The sequence below is a fragment of the Mesorhizobium sp. 113-1-2 genome (assembly GCF_016756475.1).
Classification (GTDB): domain Bacteria; phylum Pseudomonadota; class Alphaproteobacteria; order Rhizobiales; family Rhizobiaceae; genus Mesorhizobium; species Mesorhizobium loti_C.
Genome location: NZ_AP023242.1, coordinates 1,635,483 through 1,654,489 on the forward strand (window position 1 = coordinate 1,635,483; position 19,007 = coordinate 1,654,489).

16 protein-coding genes are annotated in these 19,007 nt (G+C 63.3%); 7 read left to right on the forward strand and 9 right to left on the reverse strand.

What is annotated here, in order from left to right; genetic code table 11:
* Positions 1-53 precede the first annotated feature (53 nt).
* Together JN279_RS07900 and JN279_RS07905 are read left to right on the forward strand one after the other, a co-directional pair.
* Positions 54-1,130, forward strand: a complete 1,077-nt coding sequence (locus JN279_RS07900) for an extracellular solute-binding protein (protein WP_202352438.1) — start codon at positions 54-56, stop codon at positions 1,128-1,130.
* A complete protein-coding gene (locus tag JN279_RS07905) occupies positions 1,127-2,437 on the forward strand; it encodes a flavin monoamine oxidase family protein (protein ID WP_202352439.1) in 1,311 nt (436 codons plus the stop codon). The genes JN279_RS07900 and JN279_RS07905 overlap by 4 nt, the downstream gene beginning before the upstream one ends.
* Here the strand turns inward: JN279_RS07905 and JN279_RS07910 are convergent.
* From JN279_RS07910 to JN279_RS07920, 3 genes are read right to left on the reverse strand one after another with little or no spacing between them, the layout of a single operon-like run.
* The gene (locus tag JN279_RS07910) at positions 2,401-3,474 is read right to left on the reverse strand and encodes an ABC transporter ATP-binding protein (protein ID WP_202352440.1); all 1,074 of its coding nucleotides are present in this window, start codon (positions 3,472-3,474) and stop codon (positions 2,401-2,403) included. The genes JN279_RS07905 and JN279_RS07910 overlap by 37 nt on opposite strands.
* Before the next feature lie 52 nt (positions 3,475-3,526).
* A complete protein-coding gene (locus JN279_RS07915; RefSeq protein ID WP_202352441.1) occupies positions 3,527-4,348 on the reverse strand; it encodes an ABC transporter permease in 822 nt (273 codons plus the stop codon).
* Positions 4,345-5,262, reverse strand: coding sequence for an ABC transporter permease (locus JN279_RS07920; RefSeq protein ID WP_202352442.1), 918 nt, complete (start codon positions 5,260-5,262; stop codon positions 4,345-4,347). The genes JN279_RS07915 and JN279_RS07920 overlap by 4 nt, the downstream gene beginning before the upstream one ends.
* A gap of 335 nt (positions 5,263-5,597) precedes the next feature.
* On the opposite strand from JN279_RS07920, the gene JN279_RS07925 reads away from it, so the two are divergent.
* The gene (locus JN279_RS07925) at positions 5,598-7,016 is read left to right on the forward strand and encodes an aminotransferase (protein WP_202352443.1); all 1,419 of its coding nucleotides are present in this window, start codon (positions 5,598-5,600) and stop codon (positions 7,014-7,016) included.
* Positions 7,017-7,059: 43 nt separating this feature from the next.
* On the opposite strand, the gene JN279_RS07930 is transcribed toward JN279_RS07925, so the two are convergent.
* On the reverse strand, positions 7,060-8,262 hold the full coding sequence (locus JN279_RS07930; protein WP_202352444.1) for an aromatic ring-hydroxylating oxygenase subunit alpha: 1,203 nt from the start codon (positions 8,260-8,262) through the stop codon (positions 7,060-7,062).
* Between the two features lie 497 nt (positions 8,263-8,759).
* Here JN279_RS07930 and JN279_RS07935 point away from each other — a divergent pair, with 497 nt between their 5' ends.
* On the forward strand, positions 8,760-9,170 hold the full coding sequence (locus JN279_RS07935; protein WP_096450906.1) for a hypothetical protein: 411 nt from the start codon (positions 8,760-8,762) through the stop codon (positions 9,168-9,170).
* Between the two features lie 121 nt (positions 9,171-9,291).
* On the opposite strand, the gene JN279_RS07940 is transcribed toward JN279_RS07935, so the two are convergent.
* Positions 9,292-11,379 carry a PAS domain S-box protein gene (locus tag JN279_RS07940; RefSeq protein ID WP_202352445.1) on the reverse strand — a complete coding sequence of 696 codons (2,088 nt, stop codon included), beginning with the start codon at positions 11,377-11,379 and terminating at the stop codon, positions 9,292-9,294.
* Between the two features lie 84 nt (positions 11,380-11,463).
* On the reverse strand, positions 11,464-12,237 hold the full coding sequence (locus tag JN279_RS07945) for a response regulator (RefSeq protein ID WP_202353664.1): 774 nt from the start codon (positions 12,235-12,237) through the stop codon (positions 11,464-11,466).
* A 45-nt stretch (positions 12,238-12,282) separates the two neighbouring features.
* On the opposite strand from JN279_RS07945, the gene JN279_RS07950 reads away from it, so the two are divergent.
* Positions 12,283-12,984 (forward strand): response regulator transcription factor, encoded by a 702-nt coding sequence (locus tag JN279_RS07950; RefSeq protein WP_202352446.1) that lies wholly within the window; start codon positions 12,283-12,285, stop codon positions 12,982-12,984.
* A gap of 67 nt (positions 12,985-13,051) precedes the next feature.
* Here JN279_RS07950 and JN279_RS07955 read toward each other — a convergent pair whose 3' ends face one another.
* Complete coding sequence (locus tag JN279_RS07955) at positions 13,052-13,222, reverse strand: hypothetical protein (RefSeq protein ID WP_183463679.1); 171 nt, start codon at positions 13,220-13,222, stop codon at positions 13,052-13,054.
* Positions 13,223-13,406: 184 nt separating this feature from the next.
* On the opposite strand from JN279_RS07955, the gene JN279_RS07960 reads away from it, so the two are divergent.
* Both JN279_RS07960 and JN279_RS07965 read left to right on the forward strand, forming a co-directional pair.
* On the forward strand, positions 13,407-13,703 hold the full coding sequence (locus JN279_RS07960; RefSeq protein ID WP_202352447.1) for a hypothetical protein: 297 nt from the start codon (positions 13,407-13,409) through the stop codon (positions 13,701-13,703).
* A 232-nt stretch (positions 13,704-13,935) separates the two neighbouring features.
* Positions 13,936-14,391: a L,D-transpeptidase gene (locus tag JN279_RS07965; RefSeq protein ID WP_183463675.1), complete on the forward strand. Its 456-nt coding sequence runs from the start codon at positions 13,936-13,938 to the stop codon at positions 14,389-14,391.
* Between the two features lie 132 nt (positions 14,392-14,523).
* Here the strand turns inward: JN279_RS07965 and JN279_RS07970 are convergent, their stop codons facing one another.
* Complete coding sequence (locus JN279_RS07970; RefSeq protein ID WP_202352448.1) at positions 14,524-17,607, reverse strand: efflux RND transporter permease subunit; 3,084 nt, start codon at positions 17,605-17,607, stop codon at positions 14,524-14,526.
* Positions 17,604-18,980, reverse strand: a complete 1,377-nt coding sequence (locus JN279_RS07975) for an efflux RND transporter periplasmic adaptor subunit (RefSeq protein ID WP_202352449.1) — start codon at positions 18,978-18,980, stop codon at positions 17,604-17,606. The genes JN279_RS07970 and JN279_RS07975 overlap by 4 nt, the downstream gene beginning before the upstream one ends.
* Positions 18,981-19,007 lie beyond the last annotated feature (27 nt).

The window sequence follows — 19,007 nt, forward strand, 5'->3', positions numbered from 1 at the left end:
AGATGATTTCTCCTAACCTCGCTGCAGCCTTTCGCGATGGGGGGAGTTTCGCCATGACGCCAATGCTACGCCGCCTTGCGCTTGCCGCCGCCTGCACGATCGGCGCCGGCGTGGCCTATGCCTGGGCGGAAGGCGGCGGCGATCTCGTGGTGTTCGACTGGTCCGGTTACGAGGATCCGCTGCTGCATCCCGCCTACACCGCGAAATACGGCGCCGAGCCGACCTTCGCTTTCTTCGGCGACGAGGATGAAGCCTTCGAGAAGATGCGGGCGGGCTTCAAGACCGATATCGCGCATCCCTGTTCGCAAAGCGTGGCGAAATGGCGCGACGCCGGCCTGCTGCAGCCGCTCGACACCTCGCGGATTGCCGGCTGGAAGGATCTCAATCCCGGCATCATGGCGATGAAGAACCTCACCACCACGGCCGACGGCAAGGCCTGGTTCATGCCGTTCGACTGGGGCAACACGGCACTGCTCTACCGCACCGACAATGTGACGGCCGACGAGGCGAAGTCGCTGCGGATCCTGGCCGATCCGAAATTCAAGGGCCGCGTCACCATCGGCGACAATGTCGACGATGCCTATGCGCTGGCGAGCCTGGTCATCGGCCTGAAGGACTGGACCAAGATGACCGACGCGCAGTTCAAGGAGGCGTCCGATTTCCTGCGCCAGGTGCACAAGAATGTCCGTCTTTACTGGACCGATTCGAGCGACATCGACCAGGCGTTTTCCGGCAACGAGGTCGACCTTGCCTGGGGCTGGGGCCAGACACTGATCGCGATGAGCGGGCAAGGTGTTCCCGTCGCCATGAACCGCGACACCAAGGAAGGCATATCGACCTGGGTGTGCGGCTACGTGCTGATGAAGGACGCGCCGGGCAAACTCGACCAGGCCTATGATTTCCTGAGCGCGGTCAATGCGCCGGATATTTCGAAATACATGGTCACGACGTTCGGCTACGGCCATGGCAACAGTGCCGGCATGGCCGCGATCGACCACAAGGTGCTGGCCGAACGCGGCTTCGACGACATCGACAAGTTCCTCGACAAGACGCTGTTCCAGCAGCCGATCGCGCCGGAGCTGAAGAAGCGCATGGTCGACGAGTTCGAGAAGATCAAGGCCGGCTATTGACGAGCGAACCGGAAAGAACCGACGTCATCATCGTCGGCGCCGGCTTTACCGGCCTGTCTGCAGCGCTTGCGTTGAAGCAAGCCGGCATCGATTTCGTGCTGCTCGAAGCGCGCGACCGCGTCGGCGGACGGGTCGAAGCCAGCCACAACGGACTTGGCGAGCGCATCGACAGTGGTGGCCAGTTCCTGTGCGAGGACATGCCGGAAGTGATGGCGTTGGCGAAGGCGCGTGGCAAGACATTCGTCGAAACCTATGTCGAGGGTGATTTCATCACCCATCCGCCGATGCCGGCCAGGGACGCCAAGCAGACCTATTACGGCGCGATGGCGATCCGCGAGCGCATGAACGGCATCGAGCCGGATGACCCGTCGATAAAAGGCATGAGCGTCGCGGCCTGGCTGGAACAGCAGCATGATCCCATCGATGCCAAGACGGCTTTCCGCTCGATGATCGAAGGCCTGTGGTGCCTGCCGATGGACAAGGTGCCGCTCTGGTACCTGATCGACAATGACCGGCGTATCACCAACGAAGTGCCGGAGCTGCAATATTCCCTGCGCGAGACCATGCAGTCGCTGGCCGAGGACCTGGCTGGCGATCTCGGCGACCTAGTGCGGCTTGGCGAACCGGTCACGCGCGTCGAGCATGGACCGCAAGGCGTTCGTGTCGTCACCGGCAATGGCGTGATCGATGCGCGTCAGGTGCTGGTCGCGCTGCCGCCGGCGACGGCCGCGAAGCTCGATTTCGCGCCTGCCTTGCCGCCCTCTCTGAGGCAGGCACTTGGCGTTTGGGAAAGCGGCGCGGTGATCAAGATCCTGGTGCGCTATCCCCGGCCATTCTGGCGCGAGCGGGGCTCGAGCGGCATGGTGATGTGGCGCGACCTGCCGGGGCTGTTCGCTTGCGACGCCAGCAGGGACGCGGAGCATGCCGCGCTCGTCGTCTTCGTCGGCGGGCCGCTGGCGTTACGATGGCGCGCGCTCAGCGATGCGACGTTGCGCGCGGAAGTGACGGCAAGGCTGGTGGCTGCTCTTGGTCCAGGCGCAGCCGACAGTGTCGATTTCAGCCAGCGTGACTGGATCCATGACCGCTGGAGCGGCGGCGCCTACAGCGATCTCATCATCGATGCGACGGCGAGGGATGCCGAGCGCACGATTCTCGCGGGTGCGCCGCCAGTGCATTTCGCTGCTTCGGAACTGTCGCCGTCATTCCCGGGCTATGTCGAGGGTGCGATCGTCGCCGGGCGCATCGCCGTGCGCAAGGTCATCGCCGATCTTCAGTCCCCCATCGCCACCAGCGCTTCGGGATCGTAGGCGAGGCGGATCGGGGTGCCGACCGGAATGTCGTCGGCGCCGAAATCGTTGGTCTCGGTCACCGACAGCGGCTTTTCCAGGCCCGGTATCTCGACGATCAGATGGGTGATCTCGCCGAAATAGTGGCGTTCGACCACCTTGCCGGCGACCTCGAATTTTGCCGTGGCATTGTCCCATAGCACGCGCAGGCGCTCGGGCCGTATGCCGAGCGTCGCGGCGCCGCCATTGCGCACGAAGGCCTTTGGCTTGTCGGTCTTGACGCGGCCGAAGCCGAGCGTGTCGACGACCAGCGAGGCGCCGTTCTCCTCGACGATCTCGGCCTTGACAAAGTTCATGCCGCCGAGGAAGTCGGCGACCTGACGGTTGACCGGGCGCTGGTAGATTTCCTTGGGCGAGGCGACCTGCGCGATCCTGCCGCCGAACATCACGGCGATGCGGTCGGACATTGCGAGCGCCTCATACTGGTCGTGGGTGACCAGCACGAAGGTGATGCCGACCGCCTGCTGCAGGCGGCGCAGTTCGACCTGCATCTGCTCGCGCAGCTTCTTGTCGAGCGCCGACAGCGGTTCGTCGAGCAGCAGCACCTTGGGCCGCATCACCAGCGCACGGGCGAGCGCCACACGCTGGCGCTGGCCGCCGGAAAGTTCTGTCGCCAGCCGTTTGCCTAGCCCTGTCAGCGACACCTGCGCCAGCGCCTCCTCAACGCGGCGCTTCTCCTCGCCGCCCTGCAGCTTGAGCCGCTTCAACCCATAGGCGACATTCTGCTCGACATTGAGGTGCGGGAAGATCGCATAGCTCTGGAACACCATGTTGGTCGGCCGGCGGTTGGCCGGAATGCCTTCCATCGGCTGGCCGCCGACCGCGATCGAACCGCTGGTCGGATTGTCGAAGCCAGCGATCATGCGCAGCAGCGTGGTCTTGCCGCAGCCGGAGGGGCCGAGCAGCGAGAAGAATTCACCCTCGTGGATGGTCAGGGAGGCGTCATCCAGCGCCTTGAACGACCCATAGCTGCGGGTGACGTTGCGGATCTCGATCATTGCTCGGTCAGATTGGGCCCGATCGGATTGGGGGCGCTCGATCTGCGGCTGTTCAGGCATAGAGGCCTCCCTCGTTCTGCGTGCGTCTGGCCGCGCGGCGACGCAGGATTTCGGCGATTGTCATCAACAGGAAAGAGGCAACCAGAAGCAAAGTGCCCAGCGCCAGCACGCCTGGCAGTTTCGAGGCGAAGCGCAACTGGCCCCAGATGTAGATCGGCAGCGTCGCTTCGGTGCCGGTCAGGAAGAAGGCGATGATGAACTCGTCCAGCGAAATGGTGAAGCAGACCAGCAGGCTGGAGATGATCGCCGGCGCCACCATCGGCAGCGTCACCCGGCGGAAGGTGCCGAAGGCGCTTTCGCCGAGATCGGCGGAGGCTTCCTCCAGGCTGCGATCAAAACCCTCGAAGCCGGAGGTGAGCACCGTCATCGAATAGGGAATGCAGATCAGGACATGGCCGAGCACGACGGTGGACAGCGACAGGCTGAGACCCAGCTGCAGCATCACCAGCAGCATCGAGATGGCGACGATCACTTCGGGCAGCACCAGCGGTGCCATGATCAGGCCGTTGATGGTGCGGCGACCGGGGTAGCGGTAGCGAGTGATCGAGCGGGCGGCGAGGATACCGAGCACGGTGGCGAGAACCGAGGCGCAGACGCCGACTTTCAGGCTGTTCCAGGCGGCGTCGAGCAAGGCCGGTGTGTGCGGCAGGTCCGCATACCATTGCAGGGTGAAGCCGGTGAGCGGAAACTTCGGTGTCGGGGCGACGTTGACCGAGAAGATCGGCAGGAAGATCACCGGCAGATAGAGGAAGACGATATAGAGGAACGCATAGACGGACAGCCAGTCGCCCGACAGGAAACGCCGCGCCCTCATCGTGCCAGCCTCTGCAAGGCGCGGATGATCAGCACCGTGGCGCCGGCCATCAAGGTGACGATCAGCATGGTGGTGACGGAAAGCGCGGCCCCCAGCGGCCAGTTGGCCGCCTTGCCGAACTGCGCCTGGATGGCGTTGGCGATCATGACACCGTCCTTGCCGCCAACCAGCTTCGGCGTGACATAATCGCCGACGGTCGGGATCATAACGATCAGTGCCGCCGAGATGACGCCCGGCGCCGACAGCGGCAAGGTCACGCGCAGGAACGAGCGCAAGGGGCCATCGCCGAGATCGGTGGCGGCTTCGACCAGCGTGCGGTCGACTTTTTCCAGCGAGACGAAGATCGGTAGGATGGCAAAGGCCGCCCAGGCATGGGTGAGGGTGATGATGACGGCGCTCGAATTGTAGAGCAGCGCCGTCGACGGCTCGTCGATTATGCCGAGGCCCATCAGGCCAGAATTAAGCACGCCGTTATAGCCGAGGATGACCTTCCACGACATCACGCGCAGGAGGTAGCTGGTCCAGAACGGGATGGTGATGAGGAACAGCCATAGGCTCTTGTGGCGGCCGCCATGGAAGGAAATGTAGTAGGCGATGGGGTAGGCGAGGATGACGGTGAACAGGCTGACCGTCAGCGAAATGTAGAGCGAGCGCCACAACAGATCGCGGTAGATCGGCTCGGTCAGCGCGACGCGGTAGTTCTCCAGCGTGAAGGTGCGGTCGATGGTCAGATAGTGCTGCGTCCAGAAGGAGTGGGCGATGACCACCAGGATCGGCAGGACCAGCAGGATAAGGGCGTAGAGAAAGGTCGGACTGATCAGGGCGAAGCCCTGGACGGGCTCGGATTGCAGAAGGGCATTTCGTCTTGCCCGCGTCATGCGCAATGGAGGCGACCCTTCCACGGCCGCCGTCATTGCCAGACTCCGGAGGGCAGGGCTCCGGGCGTGATCTCGGTTGCTGGCCTGGACTGTTCCGCCATGCGCATCCCATCGTGCTGGCGCCGGCTGTTTGTTCCCACTTTATCCTCGGAACGCGATCGGACGCAAAACCGGTGACCACTTTTGCTGGTCGCGTTCCTAGCTTGCCGGCTTTCTTTCATCATGCGCGCATCCGTGGATTGAAATCAAGCGCTATTTCTGAGATATTGATTGAACGGACATTCAAAATCAGGTGAAGAAAGCCGCCATCTGCGGTATTTGCCACCCAATTCGAGGTCCTTGAAAAAATCGAAAGAGATGTGGAGACGACGATGGCTGCGGTGAGGGATCTGAAGGTGACCGAAATGGCGGCGTCCGGCGATGACGACGCCATCGAGCTGGGCAAGCGCCATCTCATCCAGCCTTGGCCTTATGCCGGTTCCGTCGGTGCCGAAGCCCGCGCGCTGATCGGCGAGGGCGATGGCATCTACATCACCGACAACACCGGCAAGCGGCTGATCGACGGGCCCGCTGGCATGTGGTGCGTCAATGTCGGCCACCGCCGCGAGGAACTGGCCAAGGTGATGTACGACCAGGTGATGGCGCTGTCCTACAACACGCCCTGGTACACGATGAACGCGCCGTCGGCCGAACTTGCCATGCGCATCGCCGGCCACGCGCCGGGCGATCTCAGCCATGTCTTCTACACGACCGGCGGCTCTTCGGCCGTGGAGACGGCGCTGCGCTTCATGCAGTTCTACAACAATGTGCGCGGCCGACCTGAGAAGAAGCTGATCCTGTCGCGCGGCGGCGCCTATCACGGCTCGACCTATCTGTCGGCCTCGCTCAACGGCCGCCCGCGCGACCGCGACTGGATGGACGGCGCCGACGAGCTGGTGATCAAGCTGTCCTCGCCCGATCCGTTCCGCCGTCCGCACGGCATGAGCCTTGCCGCCTTCACGGATTTCCTGGTCGACCAGTTCCGCGACACGGTCGCCCGCGTCGGCGCCGACAGAATAGGCGCCTTTGTCGGCGAGCCGGTGCAGGCATCGGGCGGCGTGGTCATCCCGCCGGACGGCTACCTCAAGCGCATCCGCGAGATCTGCCGCGACAACGACATCCTCTATGTCTCCGACGAGGTGGTGACGGGCTTCGGCCGGCTTGGCCATGTCTTCGCCTCGGGCGATGTGTTCGGCATCGATCCCGACATGATCACCTTCGCCAAGGGCGTCACCTCGGGCTACTTCCCACTCGGCGGCGTCATCATCTCGGAACGGCTGCTGCAAGAGCTGCGCCGTTCGAACCATCCCGACGCGATGTTCGGCCATGGCCTGACCTACACCAGCCATCCCGTCGGCTGCGCCGTGGCGCTGAAAAACCTCGATCTGCTGGAAGAAGGCGTGCTTGCCCACACGCAGGCGGTCGCGCCCTATTTCCAGGCGCAGCTGAAGACGCTGGAAGAATTGCCGCTGGTCGGCGAGGTGCGCGGCGCCGGGCTGATGGGCTGTGTCGAATGCGTCGCCGACCGCGAAAGCAAGAATCCGCTGCAGCTCGACAAGGATGTCGGCAAACGCATCGATGCCCATTGCCATGAACTCGGGCTCTTGGTGCGGCCGCTGATCAACATGTGCGTGATGTCGCCACCGCTGATCATCACCCGCGAACAGATCGACGACATGGTCGGGATTCTGCGCGAGGGCATTTCGCGGACCATGGATGATCTGCGCCGTGAAGGTGTGTGGCGAGGGTGAGGTTTCTTCCTTCTCCCCGTTTCACCGGGAGAAGGAAGAGGTGCTACGATCGCGACCTCAGCGCGTCGTTCAGGTTCCACATGTCCTTCTCCTCAGGCGCGGTCTCCAGGCCGAGCACCGGCAGCATCTTGCGCAGATGGTCGTGGTGGGTGCGCACGCCATATTCGAGGTCGGAAAGGTAAAACCCCTCGAAGGCTTCGGACAGCATGGATTCGTTCGACCACACCGACAGCTGGACATCTTCCGACATGGTGTCGCGGTCGATGCGGAAGGAGAGGTAACGGGCGGCGGCCTGTTCGCGGCTTTCATCGCGGTAGCGGTAGATGGCGCCGCGCAGCAGGGTCTCACCCGTCGACAGCGGAAACTCCTGATAGAACTGCACTGATTCCGGCATCACCGAAATGACCGCATTGGGGAAGATGCCGTAATAGACCCAGGCTTTCTTCAGATAGTCCGGCAGATGCGTCGGCGCGGGCGCGATCTTAACGTAGTTCCTGACGCTCCAGCGGCGGCCGGCATGCGGGTTGTAGGTGGCGAAGGATCGCGACACGCCGTTGATGAAGGGCTCGTCGAAATAGGTCGCGCCATAGAGATCCTGCAGGGCGGGATGCGCCATGGCGACGTGATAGCCCTCATTGTCGACATCGCGCACCGACTTCCAGTTGACCGGGGTCTTCTGGCTCCATATGCCCCAGGACGGCACCATGTCGGCGGCCTTGTAGTGCGCGAATTCCGGCTCGATCGGCTTCATCAACTCGGCGACCGAAGGCTGCGGTCCGCCGTTGCGGAAGCGGATGAAGATGAAGCCCATCCAGACTTCGAGGTCTAGCTGCATCAGGCCGAACTCGGTCTTGTCGAGATCAGGAAAGGAACGCGGGCGCGCGGCGCCGCGCAGCGTGCCGTCCAGATTGTAGACCCAGCCATGGAACGGGCACACCAGCGCGTTCTTGCAATTGCCCTGGCTGTCGGCGACGACGCGGCTGCCGCGGTGGCGGCACATATTGTTGAAGCCGCGCACGACGCCGTCCTTGCCGCGCACGATCAAAGCGCGTTCGCCGACCACGTCCATGGTCAGGTAGTCGCCGGCATTCGGGACGTCGCTGACATGACCGACGATCTGCCAGTGATTGCGGAAGACATGTTCCTTCTCGAGTTCGAGAAGGGCATCGGAATGATAACTCCAGCCCGGTAGTCCCCGCCGGTCCCAATCGTTGGGGATCGCCACGTCACGGAGGTGCGGGTTCATAAAACGTCTCTTCTTTTTGTTGAATAATCATTCAATAAAAGCATATTTTTCATTGAAATGCAATGGCTTGTGAAAATTCGAAGGATTCCGTGGCGAGGCCAAGGCATCGCCCTCGACTGAATTCGATACAGCGGCCGGCCAGGAAAATCGCGGAGAATCCGGGTGTTAGCCCTTGTTTCCGAAACGCCATCCAAGCGCGCTTTCACGAAGCGGGTGGGCCGAGGAACAAGACGCTTCGCTGGAGGCAAAAAGGGTTCCCAGCGCTCGGTCCGATTGGCTGTTCGGCAGACGTTTGAGCCGGGATCGCCTGGCGCGGTCGGCCCGAGATTCGCTCGCCTCGGTGAAATGCGAGCCGGAATGACCGATTCTGCCCGGATTTGCCCGATAGCTCCGTTTCAATCTGGTTACATTGCCAGTTCCGCCCCAATTTCGTGCTGTTACAAAGTGCGATTAAGTTCGTTTCATCATCAAAAAGAAACGCAGCGAAGGGGAAGACAATGCATGCGAAAGTCGAGACCATCAGCAGCGAGCACCGCCTTCAGGCTCCGGAGCGCGCTGACCGCCGCCCGAAACTGGCCCTGCGCCAACGCGCCAGCGACCACCCCATGGCCATGTTCATGGCGCTGGCTGCTTGCGCCTTCATCGGCATGGCGTTTACGCCGACAGTCGGGCCAGCCTTCGCATCGTTGAACCCGCCGGCCAACGTCGTCGACGGGGCGCCGACGACAATCAAGACCGCCCGCCTGCCGATGCCGACGCTCGACTTCGCTTGCAAGGGCCAGGCTTGGGGTGCCGAGAGCGTCGATTGCCTGCGCGCCATCGCCCAGCAGTCCGGTACGCACAAGGCCCGTGCGATCCGCATGATCGCCAATGCCGCGCCGCTGACCAACACGCCCAACATTTTCTGATTTTTGTCGAAGCATGATCCCGAAAACCGGTTCCCTCTTCGGGCTCCTGCTCTGACCTCCCCGAGCGCTCCCTCCAGCGCTCCATTCAGCTCCCGCCGCAAGTCGGCCGGGAGCTTCTTTTTTAGCCTTTCAAAGCGGTCTGCTCGGCGATGGATGAAAGCACGCTGCGCACGTCCAGCGTGCTGAACGGCTTTTCCAGGATCTGCGGCCGCTGCTGCGCCGGTAAGGCTTCGATCTCCGCCTTGGCGCCGATCAGATCGCCGGTGACCAGCACGAAACGCCGTGCCAGCTCGGGCCGCTCGGCAAGCAGTTCGCGGTAGATGGCCATGCCTGATGTGCCGGGCATGCGCAGGTCCGAAAAGACGATGTCGGGCGGCATGTGGCCGCTCAAGGTGGCGGAGCCCGATTCCCAGACTGGCGCGATCCGCGACTTGATGCCCATCAATTCGAGAATGTCGGACAAGGAGCCCGCGACATCAGGCTCGTCGTCGATGATCAGGGCATGACGCAGGCCGCTCGAGCGTGGCTGGCTCTCGCCCGCGGTGGCGATGCCCGCCGAAATGGCCGGCAACTGGACAACGAAACGCGCGCCTCGGGGCTGCACTTCCTCGAACCAGACATTGCCATTGTGCCGTTCGATGATCGATTTCGAGATCGACAGGCCGATGCCGGTGCCCACACCAACCGGCTTGGTGGTGAAATAGGATTCGAAGATGCGGCCGCGGATCGCTTCGGGAATGCCAGGTCCGTTGTCCTCGACCGAGAAGCCGGGATTGCCGCGATCGCTGCGGAAGGTCCGCACCTTGATCAGCCGGTCACCGGCAATGCCGGCCAGTGCGTGCTGGCTGTTGATGAGGAAATTGGCCGCCACTTGCGTCACGTGGTCGGCGTCGGCCATGGCCAGCAGTGGACCCGGCGCGAAATCAGTGTCGATGATGATGCCGCTCGAGCGTGCGCCATAGGCAGTCACCTCGAGTGCGGCGCGGATCACCTGGTTGAGATCGGTCTCGGCCTGCGCGGCCGGATGCAGCCGGACCATCGACAGGAAGCTCTTGACGATGCGGCCGCAGCGCTCGGCGGCGGCACGCACCTTCTCGGCGCGCACCTTGGTCTGCGGGTCGGTGGCGAATTCGTGCAGCAGCGTCGACTGCGCGACCACCACCGCCAGCGGGTTGTTGAGTTCGTGTGAAACGCCGGCAAGCAGCGAGCCCATCGCCGCCATCTTCTCGTTCTGGTGCAGCTTCTCGCGCTGCCGGTTGATCTCTTCCTCGGCGCGCAGCCTGTCGCGCAGGTCGCGGATCGAGCCGAAGATCAGGCGGCGGTCGGCGACCCGCATCTCGGTCGCCGTCAGCTCGATCGGGAACACCTCGCCGGCGGCATTCTGCGTCACGGTTTCCAGCCGCTGGCCGACCATCGGCGCGCCACGGCCCGACATATAGTCGGCGCCAGAGGAATAGCCCTTGCGGTAGTATTCCGGCACGACCGTGTCGAGCAGGTCCTTGCCGAGGATGTCGCTGCGCTGGAAGCCGAACATCTTTTCGGCGGCAGGATTGAATTCGATGATCGACCCGGCCTCGTCGATGACGATGATGGCATCGAGCGAAGCCTGCAGCATGGTGCGGCGGATCACCTCGCTGGCATGGGCGTCTGAAGGCGAATGTTCGATGGCGTCGCCGATGGCGAGCGCGATGATGTGTAGTGTTGCCTCTTCCTCGTCGGTCCACTCGCGCTCGTCGACGCAGTCATTGACGGCGAGCGTGCCCCACAGATGGCCGTGCGCGAAGACCGAAACCGACAGGAACGACTTGATGTTCTGCTTTTCGAAATCGGTTCTCAGGAACCCTTCGAGATTACGCGTATGCCCGGCAAAGATCTTGCCTTGCCGTTCGTCCTCGGCGACGCGCTCCAGCAGCGGGTCCGAATTGACGATCGACTGCATGATGACGGTCGGCGACGCCAGTTCGCCGCCGAAGTCAGGGTCGATCCAGTAGGCGGCGACCGACTGGGCAAAGCCTTGGCCCGGCAGTTCGCGCAAGCGGAACAGGATGCCGCGCTGGCACTCGATGGCCCGGCAAAGGGTTTCCAGTATGCCGTCCATCTCGCGCTGCCAGTCGCCGGCCTCGCGCAGCCGGCGAACGACGCGCACGGCCGCCATTGCCGCGCCCTGCCTAAAACCCTGCATATCCGCGCTTGTTGCTTCGCCCGTCATTTTCAGCCGTTATTCCAAGGTCATGCCAATCCTAATCCGATCGGCGAGCAACGGCTGCGAACCTGAACCCTGTGGGTCTGGCGCTCAGTTGCTGTCGCCGGTCGGTAGCGAGAAGATATAGCCCTCGCCGCGCACCGTGCGCAGGAATTTCGGGTTGGCCGGATCGGCCTCGATCTTCTTTCTCAGGCGCATGATGCGTATGTCGACGGCGCGCGACGATTCCGGATCCTCGGTGAAGCCGATCGCTTCCGAGATCGCGGCGCGCGTCAAAAGCCGGTTGGCGCGGGTCAGGAAAACCTCCAGCACGTCGAATTCGCTCTTGGCCATCTCGATCACCGCGCCGTTGACGCCAGTGACCAGCCTGCCGTCGAGATCAGCCTGGAACGGGCCGAAGACGACCGAGCGGCGATCCGTCCTGGCTTTCCTGTCGAGCGGCTCCGTCGGCTGTGGAACGCGGCGCAGCACGCTGCGGACCCTCGCCAGCACTTCGCGCAGTTCGTATGGCTTGACGATATAGTCATCGGCGCCGAGTTCCAGCCCGACGATGCGGTCGAGCGCCGTGCCGGCGGCGGTTGCGTAGATGATGCCGATCGGCATTTTCGAACGCAGCCAGCGGCCGAGCGACAGCCCGTCCTCGCCCGGCATGGCGATGTCGAGAATGGCCAGATGGAAGGCTTTCGTCTCGATCAGGCTGCGCGCGGCGGCCGCGGTTTCCGCGGTCGCCACATCATAGCCGGCGGCGCCGAGATATTCGGCTACCGCGTCCCTCAGGTCGGGCTCGTCCTCGACGATCACTATTCTTGCCCGCACGATGCCCTCGCTGCCACTTTCAGTGGAAAGTAGATTGGGTATAAACATCATGTCCAGCACTCATATCCGGTTGCAAGGGAATGGTTGGAAAACATGGCAGCACGGGCCGTCATCGCGCTTGTTTCCGTCGCCGAGGTGGTGGCGACCGAACTTGCTGACCATCTCGAGCGGCGCGGCCATGATGTGCGCCAGGCGCGGCAACCCTGGGAGGCGGAATCGCTGCTGGCGGGCAAAGGCATCGACGTCGTCGTCGTCGGTGACAGTCTCAGCCAGGCGGAAGGGCGGGACCTGCTCCGGCGCTATGGCGGCCAAGGCGAGGGTGGCGGGGACGGGCCCGATTTCATCCTGATCTGCCGGCCCGCCGATCTCCTCGACAAGGTGCTGGCGCTCGAACTGGGGGCGGCCGACGTCGTCGAAAGCCCGCTCAATGTCAGGGAACTCGCCGCCCGTGTCGGCGGCCTGCTTTCGCGGCGCGGCAGGGGCACCCAGGAACTGATCGTGCTGGAGAACGCGACCGTCGATTTGAGATCGGCCATCGTCATGCACCGCTCCGGTACGGAGGAACAGCTCTCGCCAGGTCAGGTGGCGCTGCTCAGGCTGTTCCTGGCGAGCCCCCGCAAGGTGCTGACGCGTGACGACATCATCGCCGCCGCACCGGCCGAGAATGCCGACGCCTTCGATCGCTCGATCGATTCGCGCATCGTGCGGCTGCGCCGCAAGCTCGACACCGAGACCATCACCACCATACGTGGCGCCGGCTACCGGTTCGATCCGCCACAGCAATTCGCCGACTGACGGCATCGCGCTTGGGCTGTCATTCTGGCTGAGCATCGGATTTTCCATTCACCGATGCTCCCGCTGTTCAGCGTACAACCAGCAGCGACGGGCCCGATGGCATGTCGCTGCTCATGACGAGTTCGTTTGCGTGGGCGGCGCGGTCCTTGAGGAGCACGGTGGCAAGGGCGGCAAAGCCCAGCAGGCCCTGCGCATAAAGCAGTGCGGAAAGCACCGAGGCCGCGAATTTCGTTTTCATCGTTCCAACTCCCAGAAATCAAATTTGAAGCCGGTCGCTTCAGGAAACTCCCGAAGTGCCCGCGCCGCCCACGGAGCCCCCCGCAGCGGCGCGGGCCTTCGGTCCTCTCGGCAGCAAGTTGCCGGAGGGGCCGCGCAATGCCAGCAAGCGAAGGCCAACCCGCCAGAGGGCCTTCAATCGGGCGATGCGCAGGCTGGAAACAATCCAGACCGAGGCGGAAAACAGGGCGACGTGCAGGGTAGAGATCTCGCTCGAGGTCATCGTCGCCAGCCTTGCCACGGGACCGCCGGCAACTGTGCCGACGCCGCCGATGGCCGCCGCCGCGATGCTGATCCTGAGTAGCCAGGACCGCGTGTTCGATTTCGTTCCCATGGTCGTTGCCGTTCTGCTTTCGTTGCGTCAACTTTCGTTCCGGCCCGTATCCGGATCATGCCGCCTGAAGCTGCGCTTTGTTGCAGGTTGGTTTCGAGATCGCCCTTGAGTCTTTCATATTAAGGCAATTCGAACTTTCGTTTCACAGAAAATACCCATGTTCTGCCTATCGTTCCGGCTTGCGAGCGGGATCGACGCCGCCATGACCCGTTGGTTTGTTAACCAGAGGAAACAAAATCGAAACACAAACGAGCATTTCGCGAAATCTGTCCGAAACATGCCGCAGCGATAAGCCGCTCATCGAATTGGAGCCGGCCGGACCGGCAGAGAGAGGGGACATCATGCACACCACCATTTCCGCCAAGCTCATCAACATCACCGCCGCCGCACTGACGGGTACGGCACTTCTGTTCGGCGCCAACGCAGCGCACGCCGCCAACAAGATCGTGGCGCGGGTCTCGCTTTCACAGCAGGTCATGGAAGTCTCGGTCGATGGCCGGCCGACCTTCGCCTGGAAGGTTTCGACCGGCGACCGGGCGCATGTGACGCCAACCGGTTCGTTCAAGCCGACGCGCATGCATGAGATGTGGTATTCGAAGAAGTACGACAACGCGCCGATGCCGCACTCGGTGTTCTTCAGCGGCGGCTACGCGGTGCACGCTACCTATGCCATCAAGCGGCTCGGCCAGCCGGCCTCGCATGGCTGCGTGCGGCTGCATCCCGACAATGCCGCCGATTTCTACCAGCTTGTCGAGACCTTCGGGCCGGCCAACACCAGCATCGTCATCGTCAAGTAGCAGGCTGAGGAACGGGCCGGTGGACTGCCGCGCCCGTTCAAGACTCCCTCCGGAACATCCCGGCGGTATCGAGCGCAGCCAAAAAAAGAGGCCGGGATTTTTCCCGGCCTCTTTTTGTTCTTCAGCTTTCTGTCAGTCCGGCAATGCCGGCATCAGCTTCGGATCAGGCTTTTCCGCAAGATGCGGCAGGTCCTTGCTGGCGATGAAGGTGTAGAACATCGGCACGACGAAGAGCGTGAACATGGTACCGACCAGGATGCCGGTGAAGATGACCAGGCCCATCGAATAGCGGGCCGCCGCACCTGCGCCGCTCGACGTGATCAGCGGCACGACGCCAAGCGCCATAGCGGCCGTGGTCATCAGGATCGGCCGCAGGCGCACCTTGGCCGAGGCGATGATGGCGTCACGCCGCCGCATGCCATGCGCTTCGCGCTGCTGGTTGGCGAATTCGACCAGCAGGATGCCGTGCTTGGTGATCAGGCCGATCAGCGTGATCAGACCGACCTGCGTGTAGATGTTGAGCGTGCCGAGGCCGAGATTGAGCGGCACGATCGCGCCGAAGATCGACAGCGGCACCGCCATCATGATGATCAGCGGATCGCGGAAGCTTTCGAACTGCGCCGCCAGCACCAGGTAGATGACGATGATGGCCGCCCCGAAAGCGATCAAGATGGTGTTGCCCTGTTCCTTCTCCTGCCGGGACTGGCCGGAATAGTCGATGAAGAAGGTATCGGGCAGGCTCTCCCTGGCAATGTCCTCGAGGACTTTCAAACCGTCGCCCGTGGTGACACCGGGCAGCGGCAGTGCGGAGATCGTCGACGAATTCAGCTGGTTGAATTGTTCGATCGCGGCCGGCGAGGCATTGTTCGAAATCTTGACCACGGCCGACAGCGGCACCATCTCACCCGTCACGCTGCGCACGAAATACTCGCCGAGCCGTTCGGGGTTGTCGCGGAATTGCTGCGGCACCTGCGGGATGATGTCGTAGCTGTTGGAGTCGCGGTCGAACTGCGCCACTTCGGCGCCGCCGACCAGCAGCGTGAGCGTCCGGCCGATATCGGCGATCGGCAGGTTGAGTGCGGCGGCGCGGTCGCGATCGATGGTTACAGTCACCTGCGGTGAGTCATAGGACATCGAATTCTGCACGACAATGAAGCGGCCGGAGGCCTGCGCCTTGTTCTTGATCTGCTCGGCAGCCTTATACACTTCCGCGGAATCGCCGGTCGAGCGCACCACCAGGGCGATCGGCAGGCCGCCACCGGAGCCCGGCAGCGTCGGCGGTGCGAAGACGAAGGCCTGGACACCCGCCACCTTGGCGAGACGGGCCGTGATGTCGGCCTGCAGCTCCTTCGAACTGCGCTTGCGCTCCGCCCAATCCTTGAAGGCAAAGCCGACGAAGGCGCTGTTTGTCGTGCCACCGAAGGCGACCGCCGAGAACTGCGCCCGCGTTTCGGGAATATCCCTCACCAGGCCGAGCATCTGGTTCACATAGGTTTCGGTATAGTCCGATGTCGCGTAGGTCGGCGCGGTCACCAGCGAGAGCAGGAAGCCCTGATCCTCTTCAGGCGCCAGTTCGCTCGAAGTCTTGGTGAACATGAAGCCGGTCACGCCGACGAGCGCCAGCACGATGATCAGCGTCAAAGGACGATAGTTCAGCGAGCCGGTGACAGCCCGCTCATAGACATGCTCGACCCGCGCGAAAATGCCGTCGACAATGCGCTGGAAACGGCCAGGCGTGCCGGCCTTCAACAGGCGCGCCGACATCATCGGAGTGATGGTGACGGCGATGACGCCCGACAGCACGACCGAGCCGGCGAGCGTTACCGCGAATTCGCGGAACAGCGCACCGGTCAGGCCGCCGGTGAAGGCCAGCGGCGCGAAAACGGCGGCCAGCGTCATGGTCATGGCGACGATGGCGGAAGCGATTTCGCGCATGCCGCTGAACGCCGCCTGCATCGGCGACATGTGGTCTTCTTCCATGTGGCGGTGGATATTCTCCACCACGACGATGGCGTCATCGACGACAAGGCCGATCGCCAGCACCATGGCCAGCAACGACAGAAGGTTGATCGAATAGCCCACCGCAAACAACAGGAAGCAGACGCCGATCAGCGACAGCGGGATGGTGACGATCGGCATCATCACCGAGCGGAACGAGCCAAGGAACAACAAGATGACCACGACGACGATGGCAACCGCCTCGCCGATGGTCTTGAAGACCTCGTCGATCGACGCGCTGATCTGCCCGGTCGCGTCGTAGACGACCTCGATCGTCATGCCTTTCGGCAGCGTTTCCTGGATCTGCGGCACCAGCTTGGTGAGCGCTGCCGCGGTGGTCAGCGGGTTGGCAGCCGGGGTCGGGAAGATGGCGAGGAAGGTGCCAGGCTTGCCGTTGAAGGAGACCCTGGTGTCGGTATTTTCCGCGCCGAGTTCGACCCGAGCCACGTCGCGCAGCCGCACGACATTGCCGTCGGTCGAGCGCAGGGGCAGCTCGGCGAAGGCTTCCGGTGTCTGCAGCGTCGAGCGCACGGTGATCGACGAGACGACATATTCGTTCTGGGTGTTGCCGGGCGCCGACAGGAAGTTGGAATTGTTGATTGCCGTCAGCACCTCCGCCGCCGTCACGCCGCGCGCGGCGAGCCTGATCGGGTCGATCCAGACGCGCATCGAGTATTCCTGGGCGCCGAAGATCTGGACGTCGGCGACGCCTTCGACCGTCGACATGCGGGGCCTGATGACGCGCTCGATATACTCCGTCAGCTGCTCCTTCGACATGTTCGGATTCTGCATCGAGATGTACATCATCGCGAACTGCTGGCCGGTGCCCTTGACGATAACCGGATCCTTGGAGGCGTCCGGCAAGGTGCCGCGCACGCCCTGGACCTTGGACAGCACTTCGGTCAGCGCCACGTCGGGGTTGGAGCCGAGCTTCATCTGCACCGTCACGGTGCTGGAGGACGGCCGGCTGGACGAGGTGACGTAGTCGATGTTCTCGGTCGAGGCGACGGCGCGCGCGATCGGGGCGGAAATGAAGCCCTGGATCAGGTCGGCGCTGGCGCCCGGATAGGACGTCGTGATGGTGATCGCGGTTTCGTCAACCTTCGGATACTGCCGGATCGACAGGTTGAAGATGCCCTGGAAACCCAAGAGCAGGATCATGCAGGCAAGGACCGTCGAAAGGACGGGCCGGCGAATGAAGAGATCGGAAAAGCTCATTGCTGGTCGGCCTGCTTGTTCGCCGATTTGGTCGGATCGATCGTGTTGTCGACATTGACGGACATGCCGTTGAACAGACGGTTCTGACCCGCCGTGACGACCTCTTCACCAGCCTTCAGCCCTTCGACGATCTCGACCATGCCCTGATTGCGGCGGCCGGGCTTGACGAAGACCTGCGACAGTACCAGCGCGGGCTTGTCGCCCTCCGCCGCCGGTTTGGTCGGATCGGCAGCTGCCGGCTTGGTGGCATCGGAAGCGGCCTTGTCCGCTGGCTTTGCAGCATCGGCGGCAGGCTTCATGGCATCAGCCGCCGGCTTCATCGCATCGGTTGCCGGTTTCATGGCATCCGCCGGCTTGGCGTCGGCCGGTTTGTCGGTGGCCGGTTTGTCGGTGGCCGCGGCGGCTGCTTTTTCTTCCGGCTTGGCCGGGGCGGCCTCGGCGGGCTTGGCCGGCTGCACCACGAAGATATAGTCGCCATAGAGGCTGGTGGTCAGCGCCGTCTGTGGCAGCGACAGCACGTTCTGCTCCTCGGGCAGTTCGACACGCACCTGCACGAACTGGCCAGGGGTCAGCTTGCCTTCGGGGTTGGCGACTTCCGCCCTGATGTTCACCAACCGGCTGGACGGGTCGATCTTGGGGTCGATGCCGCGAATGGCACCGGCAAACGGCATGTCCGCGCCGCTCAGGCCCAGCCGAACCGTTTGACCGATCTTGAGCAGCGGCAGTTGCTGTTCGGGAACCGAGAAGTCGACCCGCATCGTGTCGAGATCCTGCAGCGTCACCACCGCGGTGCCGGGCGACAGATACTGGCCGAGGTCGATCTTCGGAATGCCGACCGTGCCGGCGAAGGGCGCTGTCAACTGCTTCTGGTCGAGCACGGCCTGCAGCCTGGTGACCTGGGATGCCGAAGCGGAGGCCGCCGCACGCGCGCTGTCCAGTGTCGAGTCGGAGCCAACCCCACGCCTGGTCAGTTCGATGGCACGGGTCAGCGACACCTGGTCGAGCGCGGCCTGCGCCTTCTGTGCGTCGAGATCGGCGCGCTCGACCGCATCGTCGAGCTGCAGCAGCACCGCATTTGCCGCCACCTTCTCGTTGGCGTGGAAGGTGATTTCCTTGACGATGCCGGCTGTCTCAACCGTCAGGTCGACACCGCGCACGGCCCGCACCGTACCGATCGCCTCGACGCCCGGGGTCCAGCTCGACGGCTTGGCGATGGTCGTCGACACGGTCGCCGCCGGCGGCTTCATCGTGGCGAAATACTGCTTGATCATTCCATCGCGGAAGAAGTTGAACCAGACAATGCCGCCGACCACGATGGCGAGCACAGCCAGGACGACAATGACGAGAAAGATACGGAGTATGCGCTTGAACAAGGAAGTCCCCTCAGTCGAAATCCGGCG

Bases quoted from the DNA above. Each gene is read 5' to 3' on its own strand.
- JN279_RS07900 (WP_202352438.1), top strand. From the start codon at position 54: ATGACGCCAATGCTACGCCGCCTTGCGCTTGCCGCCGCCTGCACGATC.
- JN279_RS07910 (WP_202352440.1), bottom strand. From the start codon at position 3,474: ATGATCGAGATCCGCAACGTCACCCGCAGCTATGGGTCGTTCAAGGCG.
- JN279_RS07915 (WP_202352441.1), bottom strand. From the start codon at position 4,348: ATGAGGGCGCGGCGTTTCCTGTCGGGCGACTGGCTGTCCGTCTATGCG.
- JN279_RS07920 (WP_202352442.1), bottom strand. From the start codon at position 5,262: ATGACGGCGGCCGTGGAAGGGTCGCCTCCATTGCGCATGACGCGGGCA.
- JN279_RS07925 (WP_202352443.1), top strand. From the start codon at position 5,598: ATGGCTGCGGTGAGGGATCTGAAGGTGACCGAAATGGCGGCGTCCGGC.
- JN279_RS07930 (WP_202352444.1), bottom strand. From the start codon at position 8,262: ATGAACCCGCACCTCCGTGACGTGGCGATCCCCAACGATTGGGACCGG.
- JN279_RS07935 (WP_096450906.1), top strand. From the start codon at position 8,760: ATGCATGCGAAAGTCGAGACCATCAGCAGCGAGCACCGCCTTCAGGCT.
- JN279_RS07940 (WP_202352445.1), bottom strand. From the start codon at position 11,379: ATGACGGGCGAAGCAACAAGCGCGGATATGCAGGGTTTTAGGCAGGGC.
- JN279_RS07945 (WP_202353664.1), bottom strand. From the start codon at position 12,237: ATGTTTATACCCAATCTACTTTCCACTGAAAGTGGCAGCGAGGGCATC.
- JN279_RS07950 (WP_202352446.1), top strand. From the start codon at position 12,283: ATGGCAGCACGGGCCGTCATCGCGCTTGTTTCCGTCGCCGAGGTGGTG.
- JN279_RS07955 (WP_183463679.1), bottom strand. From the start codon at position 13,222: ATGAAAACGAAATTCGCGGCCTCGGTGCTTTCCGCACTGCTTTATGCG.
- JN279_RS07960 (WP_202352447.1), top strand. From the start codon at position 13,407: ATGCGCAGGCTGGAAACAATCCAGACCGAGGCGGAAAACAGGGCGACG.
- JN279_RS07965 (WP_183463675.1), top strand. From the start codon at position 13,936: ATGCACACCACCATTTCCGCCAAGCTCATCAACATCACCGCCGCCGCA.
- JN279_RS07970 (WP_202352448.1), bottom strand. From the start codon at position 17,607: ATGAGCTTTTCCGATCTCTTCATTCGCCGGCCCGTCCTTTCGACGGTC.